Genomic DNA, 26,391 nt, shown 5'->3' with positions numbered 1-26,391 from the left:
TTCCCGAGGTGGAAAAAAGATGAGCTCCGAGAAAATCTTCGAAGGGATTAGAGAACATTTCAGGGAAGCCGGGTTCAACCTCACCGTAAAAATCAGGGCTTCTGATTACGAACAGGCGGCGAGAAAGAAAAAGCCGGGCGAGCTAGTCCCGGGGGCGAGGTCGATAGTCCTCACCGGATTCGCCGGTAGAACCTTCTGGGAAACCTTCAGCCGCTTTCTCACCAAAAACCCGGGCTTCAAGGAAAAACACGAAAATCTTATAGACGATTATACGAGGTTAATATTCGGAAAAATTACAGCGGTACTGGAAGACTCGGGCGGAGTACCGTATAAGACAGTTTTCCCTTTCGGGGAAGGCGCGCTCGACCTCGACTTCGTCAGGCTCGGGATTCTGGGAGGTGTCGGCGTCCCGAGCCTTCTGGGAATTCTGCTACATCCCGAATACGGGACTTGGATCTCGCTCAGGGGAGCGATAATAACGACAATCGAATTTGAAACGTATGATGAGCCTCTCGGCGGTTTCGATCCGTGTCCATCGTGCTGGAAGCCGTGTATAACGGCGTGCCCGGCTCATACGATTTCCGACAGGGGCTGGGATTGGGAGGCGTGCATGAGGTACAGGCTCGGCGCGGATACGTGCTCCGCTAAGTGCGCATCGAGGCTCGCGTGCCCGTATGGGAAGGAGCATACGTATAGAGAGGAGCAGATAGCGCATCACCATGAGTTTGTACTCAAGAGCGCGAGGGAATATTTCAATTATAAGTGACGGGGAAATGGATAAGGTTTCAAAAGTGGTTATATTAATCTTCGAGAATTAGAGAAGATATGCAATAGCGGCATTAGAAAAACCCGGAATCATTCCTGAAAACATGAATAAAATCGTCAAGCGCACTCAACCGCGGGGTAAACCCCTCGTTGCCATAATAGGCAGGCCAAACGTCGGCAAATCGACCTTGTTTAACCGCCTCATACGGGAGAGGAAATCCATAGTCGAAGACATCCCCGGCGTCACGAGGGACAGGATCTACGCAGACACCGAATGGGACGGGGTGGAGTTCAGCCTCGTGGATACGGGTGGGTTCGACCCGGATGAGGAGGAAATTTACCCTTCTCTCATAAAGAACCAGATAGAGATCGCCGTCGAAGAGGCCGACCTCATACTGTTCGTCATGGACGGGAAAGAGGGCGTCATGCCCCACGACAGGGACGTCGTGAGCATGCTGAGGAAGGTTAAAAAACCCGTCATCTTCGCCGTCAACAAGATAGACGACCGGAAGCACGAGTCGAGGGCGCTCGAGTTCCACGCGCTCGGGATCGAGGAGATCATAGACATATCGGCGCTCCAGGGGAGGAGGATCAACGACCTGCTCGACAAAATAGTGGATCTGCTCCCCAAGAGGAGCACTGACGGGGAAGAGGAAGCGGAAGAAGAGGAAGACGTAATTAAGATCGCCGTCCTCGGGAAGCCCAACGTCGGCAAATCGACGCTCGTCAACAAGCTCATCGGCGAGGAGAGGCTCATCACGAGCCCAGTTCCCGGTACGACGAGGGATTCGATAGATACATATGTAACCAGGGACGGCAAAAACTATCTCCTCATCGATACGGCCGGCATCAGGAGGAAAGCCAGGATCACCTTTTCCGTCGAAAGGCACAGCGTTTTCAGGGCGATAAGGTCTATGGAAAGGGCCGACATCGCGCTCCTCATGATAGACGCCGAGGAGGGGCCGACACACCAGGACGCGCGCCTCGCCGAGCTCATAAGCGACAAGGGGAGAGCGTGCATAATTCTCCTCAACAAGTGGGATCTCGTGCCGAAGGAGGCCGCTGAAACGCCCAACATAGAGGGGATTCTCAAAGAAAGCCTGCTCGCGGTCGGTTACGCGCCGGTAATGATCATTTCCGCCCTCACCGGAAGGGGCGTTGAAAAAATATTCGGGAAGATAGATACGGTTTACGAAAACTTCTCGCAGAGGATACCCACCAAGAGGCTCAATAATTTCTTGAAGCGCGTGATCGCCAAGACCCCGCCGCCTGTTTACAGGGGGAAGGACATCAAGTTCTATTACATATCACAGCCCCTCACGAAACAGCCGACGTTCGTCATATTCACGAACGAGATAAAGGGAGTGCCCGAGAACTACAAGAGGTTTCTCGAAAGCAGGCTCAGGGAGGAGTTCCCGCTCGAAGGGACGCCGGTGAAAATACTTTTCAGGTCCGAAAGAAAAAAGGACAAGGTCAAGAGGTCGGAGTCGTACGTGTAGATGTCAAGTACTCCGCGGACAACGGGCCGGGCTTCGTTGCTGGATTAACAAGAGGAGTCGGAAAGAATATTAAAACACACTATGTGTGTGCCCGCGGGTGCTCACCCGCACAGAATCCAGGCTAGATATACGCACTTCGATCCTTCGACTTCGCTCAGGACAGGCGCGCAGTTAAGGGCCGGCTCTATTATCTGGCCGGAGCTGAATTGCGACATTGGGATCATATACTAGCGCAGGTTCTGCGCCTCAGTGCGAACGGGTTTGGTTGAGCAGAGCCGGTGCCGAGGATCATATGCCCGCGGGTGCTCACCCGCCGCAGACTTCGAGAATGTTTTTTTCTATCTCCGAGGCGACAGCCTGAGCCGAAAACTTCTCCCGAACACGCTCCAGGCCGGCTCTGCCCATGGATTCGCGGAGTCCCTTGTCGGTGATGAGCTTGAGGATCGCTTCGGCGAGCTGCCTTGCATCGCCGGGCTCGCTCAGTATGCCCGTAACCCCGTCCTCGACCGACTCCACTATCCCCCCTGCCCTATAACCCACAACGGGGAGCGAGAACGACATAGCCTCGATCACAGACCGGGGGAACGGGTCCGGGTAGCTCGACGGTATCACGAATATATCGAAATCCTTTAGGCACGGTCTCACGTCTTTCCTGAAGCCGGTGAATATGAAGGAGTCGCCGAGTCCCTTATCAATAACCGTCCTTTTTAATTTACCGAGGTGGTCATCCTGAAAAAAATAGGGGGTGTCTCCCACTATGACGAATTTCACGGAGTATCGTCCTCCGCCGAGCTTTCCGAGAGCGATACCGGCGGCTTCTATGAATAATTCATACCCCTTCCTCGGGACTATCCTCCCCGTGCTCCCCACAATCACCGTATCGACCGCGAGACCATAGGCCGACCTAATTTCCCCGCTCGTAGAGACGGGGTCGTAGTCCCGGACGTCTATGCCGTTATGTATGACGACGAGCTTCTCCCTTCCCCTGGTGAACTGTGCCGCCGTCGCGCCCGATACGCATATGATCTTTCTCACGGCGGGCAGTCCGGCGAGGCCGTTGATTATGGAGCCGAGGAGCCGCGTCTGCTGTATGTTCCTCACGTGCCATACGACCGGGCGCCCGTTGATAAGACCAATGAGCGCGCCTACTATCTTTGCCTGTGTGCCGTTACAGTATATGATGCCTATCCCGTTCCTTCTTATGAGAAAGGGCGACGTAACAATGAGCGAGAGGAGATCGAGAACATTAAGAAACACTGAAACAATGTGTGCTAATTTATCTGTAAATAATGATATTATTCCATTATGGTCCTTCACGGACTGGCCGAAGAAAGGCCTTTTCAGATTCTCGGGGAACCTCGAATCCGTGATTACGTTCTCATATATGCCCTCTGACTTGAGCCAGTCGGAAAAGACATCGTCCTTCGGAATGAGGACATAGGGAGTGAGCTTCGATCTGTCGAGGAATTTGAGTATGTAAAAAAGGCTTTTTCCCGGTCCGCCGTCCCTGATCGAGTGGTTGATGAAAAGCACACGCGGTAAAGAATCCATACCCGTCCCTTTTTTGAGCTATGCAATCGTACCATGATAACTATTAATAGGCTAATCCTGCTCTTAATGAAAATCAGAAAGCCGCGGGTATAATATTAAACTAAGGCATTGATGAGTTGTTGCGAGGATACAGGAGGATTAATGAGCTGCAATCTCAGGATGATTTTACGTGGCATCGTATCGCTTCTTTTTCTGTGGTTCTTTTTAATCGGGGGCTGTGACGTCGAGTTCGGAAGCAGCGGCGATAACGGAGGGGGAGGCGGGGGAGGCGGCGGTGATGAAGTGGAGACCGTCCAGGGAACAGTCGTACTCATAGTACCTGACCAGGACATCGAAGGTATCACAGTTGAAATTACAGTCGACGACGGCCCGCCCGAGACGGACGTAACAGACGCCGGGGGCTTCTTCTCGATAGAAGGCCCGCTTGTCGGCGACCCGATAATCGAATTCTTTGACGAGGAATTAGATTCGCTGGGTGCTATAAGTATAAGCGTGTTCCCGACCGCCCAGATCGATCTCGGGAATATAAGTCTCGAGAACGGCAACGTCAACAGGCCGAATGTAGCCGAGGTAACATTCAACGGCGACGTATCGTCCAACAACTGCACAGGGAACTCGGGTTTTATCGAAGTCGACGCCGAAAACGACCAGGGGCAGGAGACGATCATAGTTCAGATAGCGGAATCGACCGATCTCATAATAAACGGCGAAGACGCCGTATGTGAAGACTTTTTACTCGGACGCAATGTACAGGTCCAGGGAGATTTTCCGAGCGCAAATACAGTGGACGCGGACAGGGTCGAGATAGATTAAGCAATTGGCAAATATCAGGTGATGCCGGAGTTGATACAGCGCCCGGGCGTTACTTCTGCTCCTCGTCGAGGGACTTAACCTTTTTCTCAAGCTCCTTTATCTTCTCCATGAGGTATTCGACTTCTTTGGCAGTCGGAGGCACCGGTTTACCCGTCTCCGGTCCTTCCGCAGGTGCGGTGAACGCATCCGCACCGGGAGGTTCGGCGGAGCTCAGCATTTCCAGGTTGGGAGGCAGCTTTACCCCCGGAGGGAACCACCCCATTTCCTGCCAGAGGCGCATGTTCTTCTTGAAATTCTCCTGTACCGAGAAATAAGGCTGGAACATCATCAGGAAATAATTCTCGAAGAAGTCCTTCGCGACCTTGTTGCCGTATTTTATAAGCATATGCAGGAACGAGACAGGGAGGATGTCCTCCTTGTTCTTTTCGCTCTCAAGGACGACCTGAATGAGTATCACCTTTGATATATCGGCTCCGGTCTGGGAATCAATTACCTTCACCTCGTTCCCTTCGCGTATTAGCGCGGCAATATCATCGAGGGTGACGTATTTCTTATTTGTGGAGTCGTAGAGTCTGCGGTTACTATACTTTTTTATAATAACCTGACCCGGGCCCTCTTTCTCTTCTTTCGGCATAGGTACTATAATTATTCAAAGAAACCTTCGCGAGTCAAGAATTTTATAAATTAAGCACTTGACAATCTAGAGGAAAAAAAGGAATATTTTATAGATTATACGAATCAAGCCTCACGTAAACAGGAGTTTCGGGGATGAGCAGCAAGCCTTATAAGATATGGTTCAACGGTGAATTTGTATCCTGGGACGACGCTTCGGTCCATGTCCTGACACATACGCTGCACTACGGACTCGCCGTTTTCGAAGGCATCAGGGCATATAAATGCGGGGACAGCAGGTCGGCGGTGTTCAGGCTTCCCGAGCACATAGACAGGCTGTACGCGTCCGCGCACATAGCCCAGATCAAGATCCCCTACTCCAAGGAAGAAACCCACGACGCCATCCTGGACCTTCTCACCGTTAACGACCTGGAAGAAGCCTATATAAGACCCATAGCGTTCATTGGCGGGGGTAAAGTGGGCCTTCACCCGGGCGATAATCCAATCACGCTCGCGATCTCAGCGTACCCCTGGGGGACATATCTCGGGGAAGGCGCTCTGTCGAAGGGAATAAGCGCGAAAATATCGTCCTTTACGCGAATGGGCGTAAACTCGTTTATGACGAAGGCCAAGGTCAGCGGTAATTACGCAAACTCCGTCCTCGCAAAGCTAGAGGCCACTTCCCTCGGTTTCGACGAGGCCATACTGCTCGACACGGAAGGCTATGTAGCCGAAGGGACGGGTGAGAATATTTTCATTGTCAGGAACGGCGTGCTCAAAACCCCGCCGCTCACGTCCATACTCGAGGGTATTACCAGGGACTCCGTCATCGAGATAGCAAAAGACGAAGGGATCGAGCTCGAAACGGAGCGTTTCACGAGGGACGAGCTCTACATAGCGGACGAGGCCTTTTTCACGGGGACCGCGGCCGAGATAACCCCTATCCGGGATGTCGACAAGAGGGTCATCGGGAAAGGAAAGCCGGGGCCGATAACCAAACGGCTGCAATCGAGGTTCTTCGATATCGTCGAAGGGCGCGACCCGAAATTCACCGAATGGCTCGAATTCTTTCCCGTAGTCTCTACACTGAAAGTCAAAAACGAGTCTCTATAAACGGCGCACTGCGGCTGTCCGTCAGCTTATATAAAACCCCCCGCTCGCGTCGTTCTTATCATCACATCCGGCGCAATATACTCAGGTGCGGTATTCGATCCATATCAGTCCGGGCTTCATTTCACACTGATGCGGAATGGCATGACCGGGAGGCAGCCCTCGCATCCGGGAAGAGGCGCGTTCTCGATCAGTACCCTCAAGAATTCCGAATATCCGGCATCCCCGAAGAGAGAAGAGAGCCTGATACCCCTTTGCGGAGAGTAGAACCTGAGACGGGGGATTTTGTCTTCAGGTAGACCGGCCTCGCGTCCTGCGATATTTACCGCGTCCCAGAAGCCGCCTAACTCGTCGACCAGACCCAGCTCCTTGGCCTGTGCTCCCGTCCACACCCTCCCCTTCGCGGCTTTCTCGGCGCGGGCCGCGTCCAGACCCCTTGATTCAGAGACCATCCTCACGAACTCTCCGTAATAGAATTTCATGAGCTCGTCGAGCTTTTGTTCCTCATCCTCCGAAAAGTCCCTGCTCGCGGAAAACATGAGGGACTTTTTCCCGAGCGGTATCAGCTCCCTTTTCACGCCCAGTTTCCGGTACAGCTCCCCGAGCTCGAATTTGCCGTATACGATCCCTATCGAGCCCGTGAGAGTCGCGGGGTCGGCAACGATTTTCCCTGCCCCGAGAGCTATCAGGTAGCCTCCCGAGGCGGAAACGTCCGACATCGAGACAATCACAGGCATTGTTTCCGAAATCGATCTCAGTCGCCTCCTGATGAGGTCCGAGGCGACCCCCGAGCCCCCGGGCGTCATTATCCTGAACACGAGCGCCTTCACGTCCCTGTCTTTCGAGACCCTGTCCAGCTGTGCCAGGACGGAATCCGAGCCCATGGTTTTCATCGCCCCGCGTCCAAGGCTCTCTCCGAGCACTACAAAGCCTGAATCCGCGACTACTGCGATCGTGCCCGCGTCTCCCCATATTCTCACACCGATCGATCCGAGCTTTTCCCTGATTTTAAGAATCCTGTTGTAATGCCGGGCGCTGATGGATTTGACCTTGACGCCCGTAACCCCGGAGGCCCTGTCCTCTATCTCGGACTCGTAAGCCGTGCCGTCAACGAGACCCTCGGAGAGGGCCGATGAAGGCACGAAGGGGCCCCTGTCGATGAGTGCTCGTACTTGAGCCCGTTCTATGCCCCTCCCATCGGAAATGGATTCCTCGAGCTCGCCTTCGAGATTCCCCAAAATGGAATCGACCATTTCCCTGTGAGCCCGGGAAATGGAATCCCTCGTAAACGTTTCCGCGGCGCTCTTGTACTCGCCATAGCCCTTGAGCCTCGCGGATATGCCCAGCTTGTCGAGGAGGTCTTTGAAGAAAGTGACCTCCGCGCCGAGGCCTATCAGGTTAAGCATCGCCCACGGCGGCAGATAGATGCGATCGGCCGCAGAGGCCATGAGGTATTCGATGTTCCCCCCGCTCTCTATATAAACGAAGACCCTTTTGCCGCTTCTCCTCAATGCCAGGAGGCGGCGCCTCAGGGAATTCGCGCGGGCGAGACCGATCCTGAGCTCGCTTATCAGGACTAATACCCCGGTGATATTATCCGAACGCTCGACGGATGCGAGGATTTTCTCTATCTCTCCGACCGTGAGTTTTTTTTCGCCGCCGAGAAAAGGGAGAAAACCCTTTTCCTCTTCTTCGGGTATCTCGCCTCTGAGCTCGAATTTTACAAAGTTATATTTTCGAAAGGACTCTAAAAGGCCGTTCATCGACATTGGTTTCATCACGCAGTCCTGTACCAGGAAAATGAATAATCATTCAGGACCGAGGGGGCAGTGTCATCTGTTCATAATATACGATACCAGGGTCCTGACCCCGAACCCGGTGCCGCCCTTGGGGCTCCAGCTGCTTTCTTTCTCGTTGTATGCGGGGCCCGCTATGTCGATGTGGGCCCAGGCCGTATCTCCGACAAAGTTTTCGAGGAACATCGCCGCCGTGATTGCCCCTCCCCATCTGCTGCCCGTGTTTTTCATATCGGCGACATCGCTCTTAATCTCCTGACGGAGCTCGTCATCCATGGGAAGCTGCCAGATTTTCTCGCCCGCTCCGTCGGCGGCCTTTTTAATCCTGTCGATAAGCTTCTGGTTATTGCCCATCAAGCCCGCGGTATAGGTACCGAGGCCGACCATGCATGCCCCCGTGAGCGTCGCGAGGTCTATTATCTCGTCCACCCTGAGGTGCACGGCATAGGATAGGGCGTCAGAGAGCACGATCCTGCCCTCGGCGTCCGTGTTTATCACCTCGATCGTTTTTCCGTTATATGCCCTTATCACGTCGTCCGGTTTATAAGCGCCCGGACCGGTCATATTCTCACAGGAAGATATGAGCCCGTGGACTTTGACCGAGGGCTTGAGTCGCGCAATCGCCTTCATGACTCCGAGCACCGCCGCGGCGCCGGCCATATCCATTTTCATCGTACGCATGCTGTCTGCGGGCTTCAGGCAGAGGCCGCCCGAATCGAACGTAATACCCTTCCCTACGACCGCAAGCGTCGCCTTAGGTTTCTTATAAGGCTCATAAGTGAGATGGATGAACCTGGGCGGCTCGTCGCTGCCTTTAGAGACGGCCGCGAGCCCCTCCATTCCCCTCCTCTTTATCTCATCGAGGTCGAATATCTCGCACTTCATCCCCCCTTCGTCTGCGATGACGGTCGCTATGTCGGCGAGTCTGGATGGGGTCATATAGACCGGAGGCTCGTTCACCATATCCCTCGCGAGGCAAGCGGATTCGGAGATCGCCTTTGCAGTTCCGATCTCTTCCTCGAACCTCCTGTCCTTGATTTCCTCCGATATTATCACCACGGCGTCTATCTCGCTCTCCGCTCCGTTTTTAGTCTTGTATTTGTCGAAATCGTACGCACCGAGCATAACCCCTTCCGCAAGCGCCGCGATATATCCCTTTCCACCGTTGAACTCCGGTGCGAACGTTACATGTGTAGATGCAGCTTTCAGTTTCCCTGCAGTCAGGCTTCCCGCTTTTCTCACCGTGTCGGGTGAGAATCTCGGCTTGTCCCCGAGCCCGAGCAGGAGCACCCGTTTTGCCCCGATCTTCCCGAACGTGCTGTTAAGGGACACGCTCTTCCCGAGCTCCCCTTCGAACTTTTCGTCTTCCGACAAACTTTTCAGAACGCCTCCCAGAGCATCGTTGACACTCTTGAGAGATCCGGAGAATTTTTCACCTTTGAACAAGCCCACTACCAGAAGATCCGTCTTGATCTTTAACAAATTTTCGCTGCTGTAAGTGAAGTCCAAGTGACCGCTCCTCCTTGAGTTTGAGATATTGGGATTAGATTAGCATACAGACTCGAAATTGAAACCGGAGGAATTTTCGGTTAATTGACTATCAGAATTAATTTTCTTTACATTTTATGGTATACTATTCGTGAGATGGAATTCAAAATCTCTAAATACAAAAGAATTTATTTAAAACAAATGCGCGCACTTTTTAGTAGAAGTATCGACAAAGATAAGGTAAATTAATACACTAAAAAATCGTATAAGAAAACCAAGGAGGAAATCGAAATGGGTTGCCCGTATAAAGCAATTGCAGATGATACAAGAAGGAAAATCCTGGAGTTCCTGAGCCAGGGGGAGAGTGCGGCCGGTGATATCGCAAGCAAGTTCGACATATCGAAGCCAGCTATCTCGAATCACCTCAAGATACTCAAGGAAGCCGAGATCGTTAATGAGCGCAAAGTGAGACAAAACCGTCTCTATTCCCTCAACAACAGCAAGATAGAGAATATGAAATTTTTCCTTGCCTCTTTAACGGGAAAAGATAACCATCCGATGAGGGCTCAATAATCACGGCTATTCAGCATTAGTCATTTTTCCGACGCGAATGTGATCGCATCGCTCGGTTGCAAAATCAAAGAAAGCCGTTTCCGGTATACTTTTACTGGAAACGGCTTTTTATCCATATAATCTTTCCGGATGCTGCCTATTGTCTCAGGATCCGCGCGCGGTGCCCGATAAAATCCCGGATTCCATTTTCCTGATATATAACGGGTAAAGGGTTGAGACGTAATGTCGAGAATAATTTCGGTTGGAACCGCCTCGCTGCCGTATGAATTCCGGCAGAGCGAGCTTAAAAGCTTCGCGCACACCCTGCTTTCAAGAAACGGCCACGACCCGGGCAGGATGCTCGATGTGTTCGACAGCTCTCTCATCGAATACCGGGGATTCGTAAACCCGAAAGAGTGGTTCGAAAACGAAAAGAGCTTCAAGGAGCGCTCCGAGCACTATCTGTCGGGCGCGCTCACGTTATCCCGTTCCGCACTCACAGACTGCCTCGATAGATTCGGCGGGGACCCCGGGGACGTCGACCACATCTTCTATGTATCAAGCACCGGCGTCGCCACACCCACAATCGATGCCGTCCTCGTGAACGAGCTCAGGCTGGACAATCATTTGAGACGCACCCCGATCTGGGGGCTCGGATGCGCCGGGGGAGTGGCTGGGCTCAGCCGTGCGCTCGAATACACGAAAGCCCGTCCGAAGAGCGCGGCGCTCCTTATCGCGACCGAAATATGCAGTCTTGCCTTCCACGGCGGCGACTTTTCGAAAAGCAACCTGGTGTCGCTCGCGCTGTTTTCGGACGGCGCCGCGGCCGTCGTAGTAGCGGGAAAGGAAAACAGGCTCTACGGGCGCCGGGGCCCGAGCTTACTGGATTCCCTCTCCACGACCTATTATGATTCGCTCGGTGTCATGGGCTGGGAAATCGTGGACGACGGGTTTAAAGCGATATTCAGCAAGGACATCCCGTCGATCGTGAGAGAGAGAGTGAGGGTGAATATCGAAGAGCTCACAACTGGCTACGGCATCAAGATAAGCGATCTGAAACACTACATCGTCCACCCGGGCGGGCCGAAGGTGCTGAGCGAGTACGAGAGGTCCCTCGGCCTCGGTGAAGGGACGTTCGTGCATTCAAGGAAGGTCCTGAGAGAGCACGGGAACATGTCATCTCCTACGGTGCTTTATGTGTTGAAGGAGTTCATGGACAGTAAATCCCAGGACGAAGGCGAATACGGTATTATTTCAGCGCTCGGGCCCGGGTTCAGCTCGGAGCTGCTGCTCTTCAGGACAGAATGAAAGTTTTCCTCCTTTTTATATCCATCTTGATTATTCAGCGCGTGTCCGAGCTGCTCCTGGCAAGGCGGAACGAACGCGTCGTCAGGGAAATGGGGGCACTCGAGTACGACAGGCGCGGATACAAAGCGATAGTTCTGATGCACGCCGCATTCTTCGTGTCCCTGGCAGCCGAATACTTCCTGCTGGGGAGAACCCTTAACGGTTACTGGCCGGCGCTGCTGACGATCTTCCTACTGACACAAGGGCTCAGGTACTGGTCTATCGCAAGCCTGGGGAAATTCTGGAATACGAAGATACTCGTCGTGCCGGGGTCTCCCGCCGTGAGCTCGGGTCCATATAAATATATCAAGCACCCGAACTACCTCGCCGTGGTGATAGAGATAGCAGTCGTGCCGCTCATGTTCTCCTGCTACTACACATGCGCTGTGTTCAGCGTCCTTAACATGATCGCGCTCAGGAGGAGGATAAGAATCGAGGAGTCGGCCTTAAGGGGGCGTCGTCCGGAGCACAGGCCGTAAACCCGGCCGGCACAGAACTTCTTTCAATCCGAAAACATTGCTCCGCCCCGCATAACGTCATAAAAATAGCTCTGATATACAGATTCATACAAATAGGAGCAATATATCCGATAGCGGGAATATATATGTATTTTCAATATGCTTTTTATGCTTTTATTGCTTTTATATGCCTTCTATATAAATGAACGGAAGGAAACGGCGATCCCGCCGTATTTTTTCTTTAAGTTTTTCTTAAAAACTGACAATTCACATTAGGAAGGTGTTTTACATTGATTACGGCAGGTTAATACCGGTACCTGCCTTTATCCTTTAGAAGTTAAATCTTTAAAGATCAAAACCTGAAGGAGCAAAAAAACAGTTAAACATTATAATTAAGTTTTATTATACTATGAATACGGGTGGTTACAATACATATATAATGTCATATATGATTATATGCCGTATCTTCAAGCGCTACTTTAACCATCCTGAGCCGGAACCGGAAGGCCGAGCGCAACTGTTGTCGGCAACCCCAGCATACGGAATACTTTGTGATATCAAATATACTATATAGGTAAGTATTATGAGCTATCAGATATATTCTATACCGCATTACACGCCGAAAAAACGCCCGTTTGTTCAAACGCGAATCGGCTCTCTCGGTATGTGAGCGGTAAGGGACGAACCGGGACGATAGTACGAAAAATGCGGTATTGAACATACGCCTTTCAATAAGATAGAATATGATCCGTAAGGGCTAAATAACTTGAGGGGGTGAAGTATGGTAGGCTCAATATTCCGTACAAGCGACGATACAGGCGCGTTTATAGCTCGAATCACTCTCGGTATAGTAATGCTCCCGCACGGTATGCAAAAACTCCTCGGACTTTTCGGTGGGGCCGGATTCTCGGGTACTGTCGAATTCTTCGTGAGCAGCGGTATCCCGGCATTCGTCGCGATTCTAATAATCATAGGAGAATCGTTCGGCGCCCTCGGTCTCATAGTGGGATTTCTCAGCCGGCTGGCAGCACTGGGAATAACTATCATCATGCTCGGTGCAATCGTTACTGTTCACCTCCAGAACGGCTTCTTCATGAACTGGGCGGGCACACAGGCCGGAGAAGGTTTTGAGTTCCACCTATTGGCCGTCGGACTTGGACTGATAGTGCTGATCAAGGGCGGAGGCATCTGGTCGGTAGACCGTGCGATCTCCGGGTAAGGAGCGGAAGCTGCGAGTTGACGGGACGCGGGAGACGTATCGGCATCCGATTCGGGAATGCGAGGCCCGGCGGGCCGAAAGCATCGGCATACCTTCCCCGCCTGTCAAGCATAGAAACCCCGGGCAGCTGGTTTTATCCAAACGCTGCAAGAGCGCAGGCCCGGTTCCAAGGGCGTTTATCATGCAGGGACGACCGATTCACGCGCCAAAAGCATCAGACGTAACGATATTTATTTCGTTATCAGAGGCTCATTCCCAAAATAATTGTCGCTGAACGAGCCCCCCTGCCGCAGATCAGAACGCGAATTTCAACAGGATCCCCATATCCCGCAAAAAAACGCATCACAATAAATTATAAAAAATTTATTGTGTGCCCAGTTGATTTTACAAACCTTATCATATAAAATGAATTTTCATAATTTACTAATTACGAACCCGACGGGGGATGAGATGGGCTGTGCTTTCAAAGCGATAAGCGACGAACGGAGAAGGACGATTCTCAAAATTTTAGGGAAGAACGACGCAAGCGCCGGGGAAATAGCGAGCAAATTCAACATTTCTCAGCCGACTGTCTCGAACCACCTGAAGATCCTGAAAGAAGCGGGATTGATCAAAGAGCAAAAAATAAAACAAAACCGCATCTATTCTCTGAATAGAACGGAGCTCAGGAAACTCATAGACAGGATCGAGGAATTGATGAACGGATGATGCATGCGGGCCTGTGAGCCGACGAATATGTGTATATAGGAGAACGCTCAGTCATTAGACCCTCCGACAAGCTCAGGACAGGCTCCTGCTCAGGGCGAACGGGTAGGGTTGAGCAGAGCCGGTGAATAGAACCGTATGCCCGCGGGTGCTCACCCGCCGCCGATTCCGTGAATGTCGGGAAAAACGAAAGCCACCGTATTACTTGCTATCCGGGAGAATTTTAGCCGCTAATTAAAACTCGATATTTCCACAAAGATAAACTTAAAACAGTTCTACCGACCGATACGGCCGATGTTCCCATAGCGTTTACGCTCTATGCGCCCGCACCCGGCCCGATTCCTAATCCCGCCAGCTTGAGTTATAATGATTGGGTCCGGGTTTCGAACAAATAATATAAAATATATTTTCCTGTTGATTGTATGCCAGGCGGGGAGCTTTTATGATCAATACCGAAAGAATGACCGAGCACGTAATGGAGATCATCAGAATAGACAGCCCGTCGAGAAAAGAAAGGGAAGTCGCACTGAGGCTTGAGAAGGAAATGAAGGAGCTCGGGGCGGAATGCTTCTACGACAACGCTGGGGATAAGGTAAACGGTAACGTCGGGAATCTGATCGTTAAGCTCAAAGGCAACAAATCCGGCGTCCCGCCGTTTTTTCTGTCCGCGCACATGGACACCGTCGCACCCGGTGAAGGGATTAAGCCCAGGATCGAGAACGGCATAATAAAGAGCGACGGGACGACGATCCTGGGGAGCGACGATAAAAGCGGAGTAGCCGTCATCGTGGAAGTGCTGAGGACGCTGAAAGAAAGAGACATACCGCACGGGGACATCGAGGTCGCTTTCACCATATGCGAGGAGGTAGGCCTCCTCGGAGCGAAATACATAGACATTTCCAAATTCGATTCCAGGTACGGAATCGTGCTCGACAGCAGCACCCCGTCGAGGCTCGTACTCAGGTGCCCTTCCGCCGTGAAGATGGAGTTCACGGTGCATGGTCTCGAAGCACACGCCGGAGTTTGTCCCGAGAACGGGCTCAGCGCCATAAAGATCGCAAGCGAAGCGATATCGCGGATGAACCTCGGAAGGATCGACGAGATCACGACCGCGAATATCGGCATCATACAGGGAGGCAGAGCGACCAATATCATCCCCAACCTGGTCAAGGTCACGGGGGAAGCGAGGAGCCACAGCGAGGAGGCGCTCAAAGCACAGGTCGATCACATGCGTGCCTGCTTCCACGACGCGGTTTCCAAATATGAAGTCACGATTCACGACGACCTCTCGGTCGAGGGTACGACGCGCGTCGCGACGCTCGAGGAAAAGATCGAGAGGAGCTACGACAGGATGGACGTCGCTCCTGGATCCGTACCGGCGCGCCTTGTGGAGACGGCCGTCACAAACCTGGGACACAAGATCGAGCACCACACGAGCGGAGGCGGGTGCGACGCGAACTACTTCAACAAGATGGGGATAGAATGCGTGAACCTGGGAACGGGGATGTACGATCTCCACACGGTCAACGAGTATCTCGTGCTAGATGAATTTTTCCGCTGCTCCGAGATCGTCCTCGAGTCGCTAAAACTGAACGCTATCGATACGCGCCGGGGCTGACACCGAACGCGAATCAACCATGCTTACCGGAAACGACGCCATTGAAGAAGAAAGCCCTTATCATCGTGGATCACGGAAGCTCGGTCGAGGAAGCGAACGACACGCTCGCTCGGGTCGCCGAGCTTGTCAGGTCGAGCGGGAAAAGCGGCTTCGGCATCGTAAAGTACTGCCACATGGAGTTGGCGGAGCCCACGATCGGAGAGGCCTTTGACGCGTGCGTCGCCGAAGGCGCGAGCCACATCGTGGTACACCCCTATTTCCTCGTCCCGGGAAAGCACTCGAAACAGGACATACCCAGAATGGTGGCAGAAGCCGCGGGCAGGCATAAGGGCGTGAGCTATAACGTAACGGAACCGCTCGGAGTCCACGAAAAAATTATAGAGGTGATTCTAGAACGGGCGTCAGCAGATAAGATGATATAGTACGTACCGGGCGCCGGCGCTGGACCCGAACGCTTAACTACGCTTACACCCCGAACTCAAGACCGGCAAATGAAATACTACACGACAGTCATATTCGACCTCTTCGATACGATAGTCAACTTCAATTTCAGGCACCTGCCCTCGATAGAGCTTATGGGCTTGAGATCGAGGACGACAAGCCGCGAGGTATATGCCGCCTTCGCCACATACTATCCCGGCATAACCTTCGAGGAGTTCTATCCTTATTTCGTCGACAGCTATCACCGGTTCCAGGAGATGAAGCGCGCGGAATACAGAGAGTATCCGAACCGCGTGAGGTTCAAGCTGATGCTCAGAAACATGGGCATCCCCGCCGACCCGGACGCCGACTTCGCTGCGGACGCCATGGTGACCGCCCACATGGAAGGTTTAGCTAAGGCGGTCGAATTCCCCGAAGAGAACGAGAGGGCTCTCGAGAGCGTGAGGAGCAAAGGCTACCGCATGGCCATCATTTCCAACTTCGATTACGCCCCGACGGCGTATTCGCTGATCGAGAAATTCCGTATAGGGCGATTTTTCGAGAAGATAGTAATATCGGAGGAAGTAGGGTGGAGGAAGCCCAAGCCCGTTATCTTTACGACGGCGATGGAGCTCATGGACGTAAGGCCTGAGGAAACGCTTTACGTCGGCGATAATTTCAGGGCGGACATATGCGGGGCGAAGGGAGTCGGCATGGACGCAGTATGGCTCAACAACAAGAAGGAGGCCGAGGATGATTTAATCCCCGAGCCCGACTTTATAATTCAGTCATTCCCCGACATCGCGGCTATACTCCCCTCCTTAAAATAAGAAACGGGACCCCGGCTGTATGCTCAGGTGTCCCGTCCCCGATTATCGAAAGTAGAACTCCGGCTCAATCCGTCATTCGAGCGTGACGCTTATGTCGTATTTCAGGGCCGAAGATTTTCCCGGGAAGCTCGCGGGCTCGACGAGTACATAAACGACTTCCTGGTCCTCGGTTGCGGTCCAGGAGAGCCTCGTTATAGCCCCGGCGTTCGCCGACGACTTCTGAGCCACGATCACACGGTCCTGATCGAGAACAGTCAGGTTAAACCCCGTGTCCGTGGCGGGCGTTACTTTTATACTGAGCTTCTGCTCCGATTTCATCGGCAGCGCGTAGTAATCCTTTTTGTCGTAACCCCAGTCCCCGGTCAGGTACCCAGCATATTTCCCCGGCTCCATTTCCATCGCCTTATCGAATATATCACCGGCATCGGTCGTGCTTCCGATATCGAAATTGTCCTCGACTTTTATATAGTACGAGGTGCCAACAGGTGTGGGATCATATTCGTTCCCGGCGCTGAAATAGTATGTGTATTCATCCTTCTCCGAATTCGTCATCCAGCTTACGGTTTTTAGCACCCCTTCGCTTCCAATGATATTTTCGTGAACGACGAGGGCCCCGGAGTCGTTATATATACCGACACCGGCATAGGGATTTTCGCTGTCGGGCGTCCTTACTCCGGCGCTGAGCGTCTGTCCGGCTCTGAGCTTGACCGAGAAATACTCCCTCGCGTTTTTGGCTATCGCATGGTCAATTTCGTAATCACCCGGCTCCACAGGGACCGCTGTCTCGGGCCTGTCTCCTCCCTTGGGAAGTATCTTGAGCTTAGAGACGGCGGGAGGAGCGGGCTCGGCCTCGGCGACCACTTCCTCTTTCACTTCCGTAAGCGCCTGTTTCAGCTGATCAGCGTTATTCGCCGTGTAGTACCTACCTCCTCCCGCTTCGGCTATGCAGCTCAGCTGCTCCTTTTCCTTCTGCCCTACATCGAATCCAACGACGTGCACCTTTACGTTGATGCCCTTTTCCCTGAGGTCTTTCACGTAGGTGCAGGCGTTCCCCTCGCAGGTCTCTTCCCCGTCGCTCACCAGTATAATGGTGGTCTGGTCCTCGGAAGCTCCGAGCTTGTCACCGGCCATCGCGAGTGATTTGGCGATCGGCGTCTTTCCCTTTGGCTGTATGGAGTTTATCCTGTCGATGAGCGCCTGTTTGTTAAGCGCCCCGACCTCGACCATAGTCTCTATATCGTCGCAGTCGCCCTTGCTCCTGTGTCCGTAGACCTCGAGGCCCACGTTCACGTTGTCGGGCAGGCCGTCGATCAGGTCGGCCATGACGCTCTTGGCCACGTCCATTTTGGCCTTGCCTTCCATCTGCCCCGCCATGCTCCCCGAAGCGTCCAGTATAAACAGGATATTGGCCCCGGAAGAGCCGCCCGCGGATTGGGCGAGTGAAAGATCGGAGCTCACGAACGAGAATAATAACAGGAGTAATCCAAGCACCGTTCTGCCGACATAAATATAGAATACATACCTCATAGCCTTACCCCCCTTTTTATAATGGCATATGCACATATATCACGAGGTATAGTTTATTTCTTAGAAAAGTCAAGCAGATTTTTATTGCTTTACGATGATTCCGGCATACCGGGAGAAAATCACCGCGGACCGATCCGTCCGGTGCCGGTTCCGGAATAGCCCCTCTCTCCCCCTCCCCTATCCCCGTCGCGGCGACTTATTGGAATTTATTTACAGGGCTTTTATAATTCTCTCCATTTTAATCCCGGTCTCTCTACGTTCATCACCCCGGGCGGTGTCCAAACACTATACACTCAAGGAGCGCATTATATATGGTAACGATAGTACTTCTCATTTTTTCCAACGTCTTCATGACCTTCGCCTGGTACGGCCACCTCAAGTTCCGGTACCTCCCCCTCTGGGAAGTCATTCTCGTAAGCTGGCTCATTGCCTTCGCCGAGTACTGCTTCCAGGTCCCGGCCAACAGGTGGGGCTATGGGGAGTTCACGGCAGTCGAGCTTAAAACGATCCAGGAGGTGATTTCGCTCTCCGTGTTTTCATTTTTCGGCGTGCTTTACCTGGGGGAGCAGATGAAGTGGAACTATTTACTCGGATTCGCACTTCTCGCGGCGGGGGCTTACTTCATATTCAAAAAGTGATCCCGGGCCGATATAGCCGATTGAACGGAGCACCCTTTTCGAAGTAGAATTGATGTATGCAGGAAATGCAGGAACCCGGGCCCGGATGAAGAAATATACGAAGCCGTCAAGGAAGATACCGACGTTCAGGGACACGCTCGGAATCAATACGCTTCCGGAGCTGATCGAGTTCAGCACGGACAAGTACCCGGACAACGTCGCATACCGCACGCCGAGAGGGAATACCCTGTTCGAGCTCACGTACGGCGGGGTGCTCGAACGGGTGAAGAAACTGGCGAGGCACCTAAAAGAGCTCGGAATCGAAAAAGGGGACCACGTGGCGATACTCGGGGAGAACAGGCCCGAGTGGGGAATATCCCTCTTCGCCGTCTCCTGGATAGGGGCAGTCGCTATACCGCTCGACGCGCGCGCGCCGCTCGACAGCCATAGATTCATACTATCCTTCTCGTCCGCGAAAGCGGTAATCGTCTCGGGCTCATACTACGCGGATATCCTCTCGATCGCGCCCGGACTCAAGGACTTGAGGCATATTATCCCTATGGATAATATAGAGGATATATGCGAAAGATACGCATCGGGGCAGGCAATGGAGAACGTGGGCCCGGAGAGCCTCCTCGAGATACTCTTCACCTCAGGGACGACGGGAGACCCGAAGGGCGTAATGCTCAGTCACAGGAACATAATGTCGAACGTCGACGACGTGCACAGGACGATAAACTACGGCCCTCGGGACAGGGCGTTTTCCATCCTCCCCGTACACCATTCGTACGAATGCACGGGAGGGCTCATCGCTACTTTCGGAAGCGGGATGAGCGTCTTTTACGGGAGGGGACTCAAGCCGAGGGAGCTGCTGGAAGACATGAAGCTCGCTAGGCCGACCGTATGGCTGAGCGCGCCGCTCATACTGGAAAAGCTCTATCTCAGGATACACAAAGAGGTGTCGGGTCAAAAGGGAGTTAAAGCGTTCGTATCGAACATCCTGCCCAGGAGCTTCATAAAAAGGAAGATCAGGCAGAGCCTGGGATTCGACGATATAAGGCTCATCGTGTCGGGCGGCGCGGCATTGCCCGGGTGGGTATCTTCCGGGCTCTCCGGTTACGGGCTCGAGGTAATTCAGGGCTACGGACTTTCGGAAGCGTCTCCGCTCATCGCGGTGAACCCGCCTTCAAACCCCAAGCCCGAAAGCATCGGGATGGTGATACCGAGCGGCGACGTCGAAATCAGGGACACTGACAGTGAAGGGAACGGAGAGATAGCGGCCAGGGGGCCGAACATCATGATCGGATATTACAAAAACAAATCGGCCACGGACGAGACCATAACTCCCGACGGGTGGCTGCTTACGGGCGACATGGGTTATTTCGACGAGGACGGGTACCTCTACATAACGGGGAGGAAGAAATTCGTAATAGTGACGAGGGGAGGAAAGAATGTGTTTCCCGAAGAAATCGAGGAGAAGCTGACGAAATCCCCCTTGATAGAAGAAGCTCTTGTCTTCAGTCCGGACGACGTGAATATACAGGCCCTTATCTACCCCCAGATGGAAGAAGCGGAGAAGAGGCTCGGGCAGATGGGAGAGCATCCGACACCTGAGAAAATATGGGAGCTTCTCCGCGAAGAGATCAGGAAAACCAACAGGGAGCTTGAACCCTACAAGAAGATAAGACATTTCGCGTTGAGGCTCGAAGAGTTCCCCAAAACGACTACGCGTAAAATAAAACGCTATCTTTTCAGGGGATTATGTCTTTCCCAGGATACCAGGGTATTGTAAAAACCGACAGAAATTTGTGCTATCCGGGATAGCCAATATATAAGTTTGGCATTATAATAAAAATGCCGAATTGACTGAAATTTCGTTAACACGCACGGAAATTTCAGCTATTCTTGATTATTGATTAAACCGGGGTTATGTACGCGGGCTGAATGACAATTCGGCTGAAATCTGATAATCGGCAATGAATAAAATGACTGTATTCAGAAGAAAAAGACTGGCGGCAGTCATAGCTGCGCTCGCGCTTTCGGGCATGATAATGGCGGGCTGCATTCAGCCGCAGGAAAAGACGTCCGACAAAACAGGCGTTTCGTCCCCGCAGTCCCCGGAAACGCTGCTCAGTCTTACAAGCGGCATAATAAGGCAGAAGGTGGATAATCCGGAGGCTCCCAAGTCAATCGTCATCGATAACGAGAGCGTGAAATTCTACGGCTCCTTACCCGCCTTATACCGGAGCCTGAGCTATCAGCCGGTCTGGGTCGGAGACGACGGCCCCAAGCCCCAGTGCAGCGATATGGTGGAGGCGATCCAGGACAGCTACAGGGAAGGCCTCAACCCCGATAAATACAACATCAAACAGATCGATCATACGCTTTCGAGAATAAAAGCTGTAAGCGGATCGGGCAAACTGCCCACTCCGGAACTGCTCGCCGAGCTCGACATACTGCTCTCGAACTCGTTCCTTAAATACGCGAGCGACCTGCTATACGGGCAAATAAGCCCCGAGCAGATCAACCTCGAGCTCGTTTTCGGGGAAAAGCCCGTCGACCTGAACGGGCTGCTCGTCACGGCGGTGAACGAAAACAAGATCGACGAAACGCTGAACGGTCTCCTTCCGGATTATCCGGTCTACGGCAGATTGAAGACCGCGCTCGTCGAATACAGGGAATATGAAGCCGCGGGCGGATGGAAACCCGTACCCGGGGGACAGAAGCTGAGAAAAGGAGCGAGGGGCGAGAGGGTCACAGCGCTTAAGGAGAGGCTAGTTGTTACCGGGGAGCTCGACGGACAGGCGCTCGGGAGCGACGTTTTCGACCAGACGCTCGAAGAGGCCGTGAGGAAATATCAGGAGACGAACGGACTCTACGTTGACGGAGTCGTAGGAGATTCAACTCTCGAATCGCTGAACGTGCCGGCAAGCGAACGAGTGAACCAGATCGAGCTGACACTCGAGCGCTGGCGCATTCTGCCCAAGAGCCTCGGGCAGAAATTCGTCCTCGTCAACATCGCGAACTACCACCTCTATGCGGTAGAGAATAATAAGGACTCTATAAATATGAGGATCGTCGTGGGCAAGCCCAAATGGAACACGCCTATTTTCAGCGAGCAGATGACCCATATCGTCCTCAACCCTTACTGGAACATTCCTCCCAGCATTTTCAGGGACGACATAGCCCCGATGATCAAGTCGGATCCCGATTACATGGCCAACAGGAACATACAGGCAGTCGGACTCGAAATGGAGGAGACGGAAAGCGCGGACGAGACCGTGATAGCCTCGGCCAAGGAGGAATATCTGTCAAAGGTGCTTACCGGTAATTACAGGCTCCGCCAGAACCCGGGCCCTTCCAACCCTCTAGGCAGGGTGAAATTCCTCTTCCCGAACAAGCACTCCGTATACCTGCACGATACGCCGAACAGGGGGTATTTCCAGAGGGCGCAGAGGAATTTCAGCCACGGCTGCATCAGGGTGGAAAAGCCGATTGAGCTTGCGGAGTTCGTGCTCGCTTCGGACCCGGGATGGACCGACGAGACATTACGCTCCGCAATAAACAGGGGCAGTACCCGGACCGTCGATCTGCCCGTCCCAGTGACGGTCTATATCATGTATTTCACGGCCTGGGCCAACGAGGACGGCTCGGTGAGCTTCCACAAGGACATCTACGGTCTCGATCAGGTGCTCCAGAACGCGCTCCTGCAGTCGGGATCGAGAAAGACGGACCTTGCAGCGAAGGATGTAAAATAACGCAGGCTCCGCCCTCTCTCGTATTCCAGAGTTTCGCCAATTGATCCCACTATTTTCTTCCGGATAGTTCAACAGACGTCAAAATGTATCCCGCAGAGTATGAAGCTCGTACGAGGGGATGCTAATTCAGGCTGTCCTTCAACACCTGGGTCTGGTTGTTCATTATCACCATGTGTATTTCGGCGGTCCTGCCGTCTTCGAACTTGACCTTGTAAGATTTACCGACCATTTTGCTCACGCTGCCGACGATCTCGCCTACAAGCCCCGGCTCGAAAACCTGCTCCCCCGTTTTTATCTTCAGGACGACCCTGAATTTCGTACCCGGCATGTACATGGCTGATTCTCTCCGACGGATCCCGGGGCGCAGACACCGTTAATTCTTGGACGATTTCGCGAGCTCGGCCTGGAGCCTCTCGCACTCGGCGTATATATCCTTCGCGATAGACAGCATCTCCGAAGCGAGCTCAGCCGTGGGCTCAAGGCTTATCTTGTCTTTAAGGGTCGAGCTTATGTCCATCCACCTGCCGTCGGCTTCGCCAGTCCTCACGAGCAGGTTCTCGAACTCCCACATGGTCTGCTCGGAAGTGAACGGGTCGACGAGCTTCGTATAGAGAGGGACGTGGGCGCTCGATGCGCAGGAGTGATAGGACTCCATGATCGAGGTAGCGTACTCGCCGTGTGTAAGCAGCGCCTCGGCCTGCTGGATACGCTTCTGCGCGTCCGAGAACGTCGGTATCTTCTCCTCGACGGTCGCGCCGGCGCATTCCCCTTTCATGCCCTTAAGGAGCTCGAAATTTTCCTGCTCGTGTCCCCAGTCGTCGTAGAAAGAGGGGTCTTCCTCGAACGATGGGATTTCGGTGAAATGGTTTATTTCGTCCTTAATACGGTCCCTTCCGATCCTCTCCATAAACAGGTCGAAGTGCTCGTCGCCCTCCCGCTCGTCGCGGTAGATCTCGAGGAGCCTCTTTACGACCTTGGGAGCGTTCCTCGTGGGAACCTTGATTATAGAGGTAGCGAGCCTCGTGTCGTCCCCGTACAAACCCCCGCCGACGAACACCTGCTCTGCCGGGACGTTCCGCCCGTCCCTGGATAGCGACGCACCCTGAAAGCCTATGCTCGCGGTGACGTGCTGCGCGCATGAATTCGGGCAGCCGGATATTTTTATTCTCAGGTCTTTGGCAAGCTCCCTGAATTCCCCGAGGCCGTTCTGCATACCGCCGGTGAGGTGATCTGCGAGGCCTTTGGCCGAGGTTATCCCGAGGCGGCACGTGTCCGCGCCGGGGCACGCGGTGATGTCCCCGAACGTGTCTGCCCCCGTGTAGGCGAGATCGGCTTCTTTAAGCGCCGCGTAGAGAGACGGAAGCGCAGTCTTCGGGACCCAGCGGAGTATGAAATTCTGTAGTATCGAGATGCGAAGCTCGCCCGCCGAATAGACGTCCACGATGTCTGCAAGCTCCCTCGCCTTGCCGGATTTGAGGTCACCGAGGTGAATCCTGACATTCACCATCGAGTAGTTTTCTTTCGCGTGGGGAAGTACGTTCGATTCCCTCCACTTTATGTATTCAGGGTCGGATTCGATCCCCTGAGGAGCTGGAGGAATAGAGGCCGGGAAATCCGGAGGCGTATTGTCTTCTTTTATCTCGTTCAGATAATTATTCCACGACGGGTCGACCCTGAGGTTGAGCCATTCTTCCTCCACTCTCTTCTTAAATTCGTCCCAGCCCAAGCTCCTGACGAGGAATTTCATGCGCGCCTTCATACGCACCTTGCGCTCCCCGTAACGGTCGAATACGCGTACTACCGCCGCAGAGAAAGGAATCATGTCCTCGACTGGCAGGAATTCGGTCCACAGGTAGCCGAGCGAGGGAGAGGCGCCTAAACCGCCGCCTACGTGGACCTGAAAGCCGCGCCTGAGCTCGCCGTCTATCATCTTGACCCGCGCGCGGAACCCGAGGTCGTGTATCCTGACCCCGGCGTGGTCTATGTCCTGGCAGCCCTCGAAACATACCTTGAACTTCCTCCCCATGTTCTGGCAGATCGGGTTCCTGAGCATGAAATTCTTGAACGCCTCGGCGTAGGGAGTGACGTCGAAGGTCTCAGTCGGCGAGACGCCCGACTGATGGCACGCGGTAACGTTCCTGACCGTGTTTCCGCAGGCCTCTCGGGTGGTGATACCCACGTCCGCGAGCTCCCGCATCATGTTGGGCACTGTGCTTAGCTTGATGTAATAAAGCTGGACGTCCTGTCTCGTCGTGAGGTGCATGAAACCGCTCGCGTATTTATCGGAAACGTCCGCGAGCCTCCTCAGCTGGTCGGAAGTGAGTCCGCCGAAGGGTATCTTGATGCGCTGCATCTGGACGCCTTCCTGGCGCTGGGCGTAAGTGCCCAGCTGGAGGCGAATCTTCTGGAACTTTATTTCCCCGGTAAGCCCGGACAGGTAGTCCTGAATCTGGTTATCGAAAAGGTCGAGCTCCTCCCTGACTACCGGGGGCAGGCCCGCCTTTATTTCTTTCATAGATTTCTTCTTTACCTTAACCTCCATGACTTCTCCCTACGTATGTAGTTGTGGTTGTTAACGAGCACTGCGGTTTTATGTTTATTTTATATACTGATGGGCATTTACGCAAATCCAGCGCCTCATCCTCCAAAAGTAGTGCAAATATCGTACCAGATGCAGGCCGGTGGAATCTACAGTCGCTAATCATCCGCAATCGCAGGATTAATCACCACAGGCTGCGTACAGCACGATATCACGCGCTGAATTTGACCGAAAATAGCTGTACATAAATGCAACATTTTGTATATAAAGTAATCAGGACTTTGCCCTCTTCAATATAAACCAACAACCAAGCCTAACCCGTTCGTGCTGAGCATGTCGAAGTATGAACGGGTTGTACGTTCATAAGTCTATAGCGACTAGCCGCAGACGTAATGGATGATTAAGCTGTAACTTGCAGGTATGAGGTGCCCACAGGAGGCGTGTGCAACATAATGAGAGACTACATACGACCTAACCTTGGCTAGATATCGTTCTCTTCCCGGAATTTGGAAATCTCTTTCCAGACGGCATCGGCTAATTGCTCTTTCGTGACGCGGGAGAATATCATCCTCAATATCCTCTTCTCGTCTTCGTCGATAACCTTGTCCTCGAGCGCGATCTTCTCGAGCATCTGAAGCTCCCCCTCGCTGATGGTATCGTCGTTCGCGAATACCACCAGATATGCGTACCCCATCAGCCGTTTAGCTCCGGAATTCGGATCCATGAGTGTCTCTCCTCCACACCTATTATAAAATTAGAATCACCGATTATAAAGAAGAAATGTTAAGGGAGTGTTAAGGGGAAAGAAACGAGGGAAATTGGTGCCGAAGGTGGGAGTCGAACCCACACGCCCGGAAGGCACCACCCCCTCAAGATGGCGCGTCTGCCAGTTCCGCCACTTCGGCACTCGTCAGATAAAGACTAGCATAAGTCGAGGGAAAAGATAAGTTAGCACAAAGGCGGGAGATTTCAAGGGGCGGCGAGTCGCCTCTGACATACGATATGTTGGTAGGGCAGAGATGAATGGGAAGGACCGTACGTCAACACACATTGTGTGTCCTTCGACAGGCTCAGGACGAACGGGTAAAAAAATAGATTTCTCACATTCGTTCGAAATGACAGATAAAAAACAAATCCACACTACCCCTCCCTTCGACGAGCTCAGGA

Annotated in this window: 23 protein-coding genes and 1 tRNA gene; 15 read left to right on the top strand and 9 right to left on the bottom strand. The window is 53.1% G+C overall.

Going from position 1 to position 26,391, the window contains the following annotated elements; translation table 11 throughout:
* The first annotated feature begins 19 nt into the window (after positions 1-19).
* Positions 20-766: a hypothetical protein gene (locus AB1598_01905; protein MEW6143748.1), complete on the top strand. Its 747-nt coding sequence runs from the start codon at positions 20-22 to the stop codon at positions 764-766.
* Positions 767-869: 103 nt separating this feature from the next.
* A complete protein-coding gene (gene der, locus AB1598_01900) occupies positions 870-2,264 on the top strand; it encodes a ribosome biogenesis GTPase Der (GenBank protein ID MEW6143747.1) in 1,395 nt (464 codons plus the stop codon).
* Positions 2,265-2,570: 306 nt separating this feature from the next.
* On the opposite strand, the gene AB1598_01895 is transcribed toward der, so the two are convergent.
* Complete coding sequence (locus AB1598_01895) at positions 2,571-3,815, bottom strand: glycosyltransferase family 4 protein (GenBank protein MEW6143746.1); 1,245 nt, start codon at positions 3,813-3,815, stop codon at positions 2,571-2,573.
* 141 nt (positions 3,816-3,956) lie between these two features.
* On the opposite strand from AB1598_01895, the gene AB1598_01890 reads away from it, so the two are divergent.
* Positions 3,957-4,628, top strand: a complete 672-nt coding sequence (locus tag AB1598_01890; protein MEW6143745.1) for a hypothetical protein — start codon at positions 3,957-3,959, stop codon at positions 4,626-4,628.
* A 49-nt stretch (positions 4,629-4,677) separates the two neighbouring features.
* Here AB1598_01890 and AB1598_01885 read toward each other — a convergent pair whose 3' ends face one another.
* Complete coding sequence (locus AB1598_01885; GenBank protein MEW6143744.1) at positions 4,678-5,262, bottom strand: polyhydroxyalkanoate synthesis regulator DNA-binding domain-containing protein; 585 nt, start codon at positions 5,260-5,262, stop codon at positions 4,678-4,680.
* A gap of 134 nt (positions 5,263-5,396) precedes the next feature.
* On the opposite strand from AB1598_01885, the gene AB1598_01880 reads away from it, so the two are divergent.
* The gene (locus tag AB1598_01880) at positions 5,397-6,353 is read left to right on the top strand and encodes a branched-chain amino acid transaminase (protein ID MEW6143743.1); all 957 of its coding nucleotides are present in this window, start codon (positions 5,397-5,399) and stop codon (positions 6,351-6,353) included.
* 116 nt (positions 6,354-6,469) lie between these two features.
* Here the strand turns inward: AB1598_01880 and sppA are convergent, their stop codons facing one another.
* The gene (sppA, locus tag AB1598_01875) at positions 6,470-8,113 is read right to left on the bottom strand and encodes a signal peptide peptidase SppA (protein ID MEW6143742.1); all 1,644 of its coding nucleotides are present in this window, start codon (positions 8,111-8,113) and stop codon (positions 6,470-6,472) included.
* Positions 8,114-8,182: 69 nt separating this feature from the next.
* Positions 8,183-9,655, bottom strand: coding sequence for a leucyl aminopeptidase (locus AB1598_01870; protein MEW6143741.1), 1,473 nt, complete (start codon positions 9,653-9,655; stop codon positions 8,183-8,185).
* A 270-nt stretch (positions 9,656-9,925) separates the two neighbouring features.
* Here AB1598_01870 and AB1598_01865 point away from each other — a divergent pair, with 270 nt between their 5' ends.
* The 8 genes from AB1598_01865 (at position 9,926) to AB1598_01830 (ending at position 16,783) form a co-directional block, all read left to right on the top strand.
* Complete coding sequence (locus AB1598_01865) at positions 9,926-10,207, top strand: metalloregulator ArsR/SmtB family transcription factor (protein ID MEW6143740.1); 282 nt, start codon at positions 9,926-9,928, stop codon at positions 10,205-10,207.
* Between the two features lie 222 nt (positions 10,208-10,429).
* Positions 10,430-11,494 carry a 3-oxoacyl-[acyl-carrier-protein] synthase III C-terminal domain-containing protein gene (locus AB1598_01860; GenBank protein MEW6143739.1) on the top strand — a complete coding sequence of 355 codons (1,065 nt, stop codon included), beginning with the start codon at positions 10,430-10,432 and terminating at the stop codon, positions 11,492-11,494.
* Entirely contained in the window at positions 11,491-12,012 is a 522-nt protein-coding gene (locus tag AB1598_01855) for an isoprenylcysteine carboxylmethyltransferase family protein (GenBank protein ID MEW6143738.1), read from the top strand. The genes AB1598_01860 and AB1598_01855 overlap by 4 nt, the downstream gene beginning before the upstream one ends.
* A gap of 760 nt (positions 12,013-12,772) precedes the next feature.
* Entirely contained in the window at positions 12,773-13,210 is a 438-nt protein-coding gene (locus AB1598_01850) for a DoxX family protein (GenBank protein ID MEW6143737.1), read from the top strand.
* A 450-nt stretch (positions 13,211-13,660) separates the two neighbouring features.
* Entirely contained in the window at positions 13,661-13,918 is a 258-nt protein-coding gene (locus tag AB1598_01845) for a metalloregulator ArsR/SmtB family transcription factor (GenBank protein MEW6143736.1), read from the top strand.
* 439 nt (positions 13,919-14,357) lie between these two features.
* Positions 14,358-15,533: a M20/M25/M40 family metallo-hydrolase gene (locus tag AB1598_01840; GenBank protein ID MEW6143735.1), complete on the top strand. Its 1,176-nt coding sequence runs from the start codon at positions 14,358-14,360 to the stop codon at positions 15,531-15,533.
* Positions 15,534-15,574: 41 nt separating this feature from the next.
* The gene (locus AB1598_01835; protein MEW6143734.1) at positions 15,575-15,955 is read left to right on the top strand and encodes a CbiX/SirB N-terminal domain-containing protein; all 381 of its coding nucleotides are present in this window, start codon (positions 15,575-15,577) and stop codon (positions 15,953-15,955) included.
* Between the two features lie 69 nt (positions 15,956-16,024).
* A complete protein-coding gene (locus tag AB1598_01830; GenBank protein ID MEW6143733.1) occupies positions 16,025-16,783 on the top strand; it encodes an HAD family hydrolase in 759 nt (252 codons plus the stop codon).
* Positions 16,784-16,855: 72 nt separating this feature from the next.
* Here AB1598_01830 and AB1598_01825 read toward each other — a convergent pair whose 3' ends face one another.
* Positions 16,856-18,310, bottom strand: a complete 1,455-nt coding sequence (locus AB1598_01825; protein ID MEW6143732.1) for a VWA domain-containing protein — start codon at positions 18,308-18,310, stop codon at positions 16,856-16,858.
* Between the two features lie 311 nt (positions 18,311-18,621).
* On the opposite strand from AB1598_01825, the gene AB1598_01820 reads away from it, so the two are divergent.
* The 3 genes from AB1598_01820 to AB1598_01810 all read left to right on the top strand — a co-directional run bounded on the left by AB1598_01820 (position 18,622) and on the right by AB1598_01810 (position 22,685).
* Entirely contained in the window at positions 18,622-18,948 is a 327-nt protein-coding gene (locus AB1598_01820; protein ID MEW6143731.1) for a DMT family protein, read from the top strand.
* Between the two features lie 85 nt (positions 18,949-19,033).
* Positions 19,034-20,719, top strand: coding sequence for an AMP-binding protein (locus AB1598_01815; protein ID MEW6143730.1), 1,686 nt, complete (start codon positions 19,034-19,036; stop codon positions 20,717-20,719).
* 184 nt (positions 20,720-20,903) lie between these two features.
* Positions 20,904-22,685: a L,D-transpeptidase family protein gene (locus tag AB1598_01810; protein MEW6143729.1), complete on the top strand. Its 1,782-nt coding sequence runs from the start codon at positions 20,904-20,906 to the stop codon at positions 22,683-22,685.
* Positions 22,686-22,806: 121 nt separating this feature from the next.
* Here the strand turns inward: AB1598_01810 and AB1598_01805 are convergent, their stop codons facing one another.
* The 4 genes from AB1598_01805 to AB1598_01790 form a co-directional block, all read right to left on the bottom strand.
* A complete protein-coding gene (locus tag AB1598_01805) occupies positions 22,807-23,019 on the bottom strand; it encodes a hypothetical protein (protein MEW6143728.1) in 213 nt (70 codons plus the stop codon).
* Between the two features lie 39 nt (positions 23,020-23,058).
* Complete coding sequence (locus AB1598_01800) at positions 23,059-25,227, bottom strand: nitrite/sulfite reductase (protein MEW6143727.1); 2,169 nt, start codon at positions 25,225-25,227, stop codon at positions 23,059-23,061.
* Positions 25,228-25,705: 478 nt separating this feature from the next.
* Positions 25,706-25,948 (bottom strand): hypothetical protein, encoded by a 243-nt coding sequence (locus AB1598_01795; GenBank protein ID MEW6143726.1) that lies wholly within the window; start codon positions 25,946-25,948, stop codon positions 25,706-25,708.
* 95 nt (positions 25,949-26,043) lie between these two features.
* Positions 26,044-26,129 (bottom strand) — tRNA-Leu (locus tag AB1598_01790).
* Positions 26,130-26,391 lie beyond the last annotated feature (262 nt).

The organism is Thermodesulfobacteriota bacterium (assembly GCA_040754335.1).
GTDB lineage: Bacteria > Desulfobacterota_D > UBA1144 > Nemesobacterales > UBA2774 > 2-12-FULL-53-21.
This window is presented reverse-complemented; position numbering and strand designations above follow the sequence as displayed.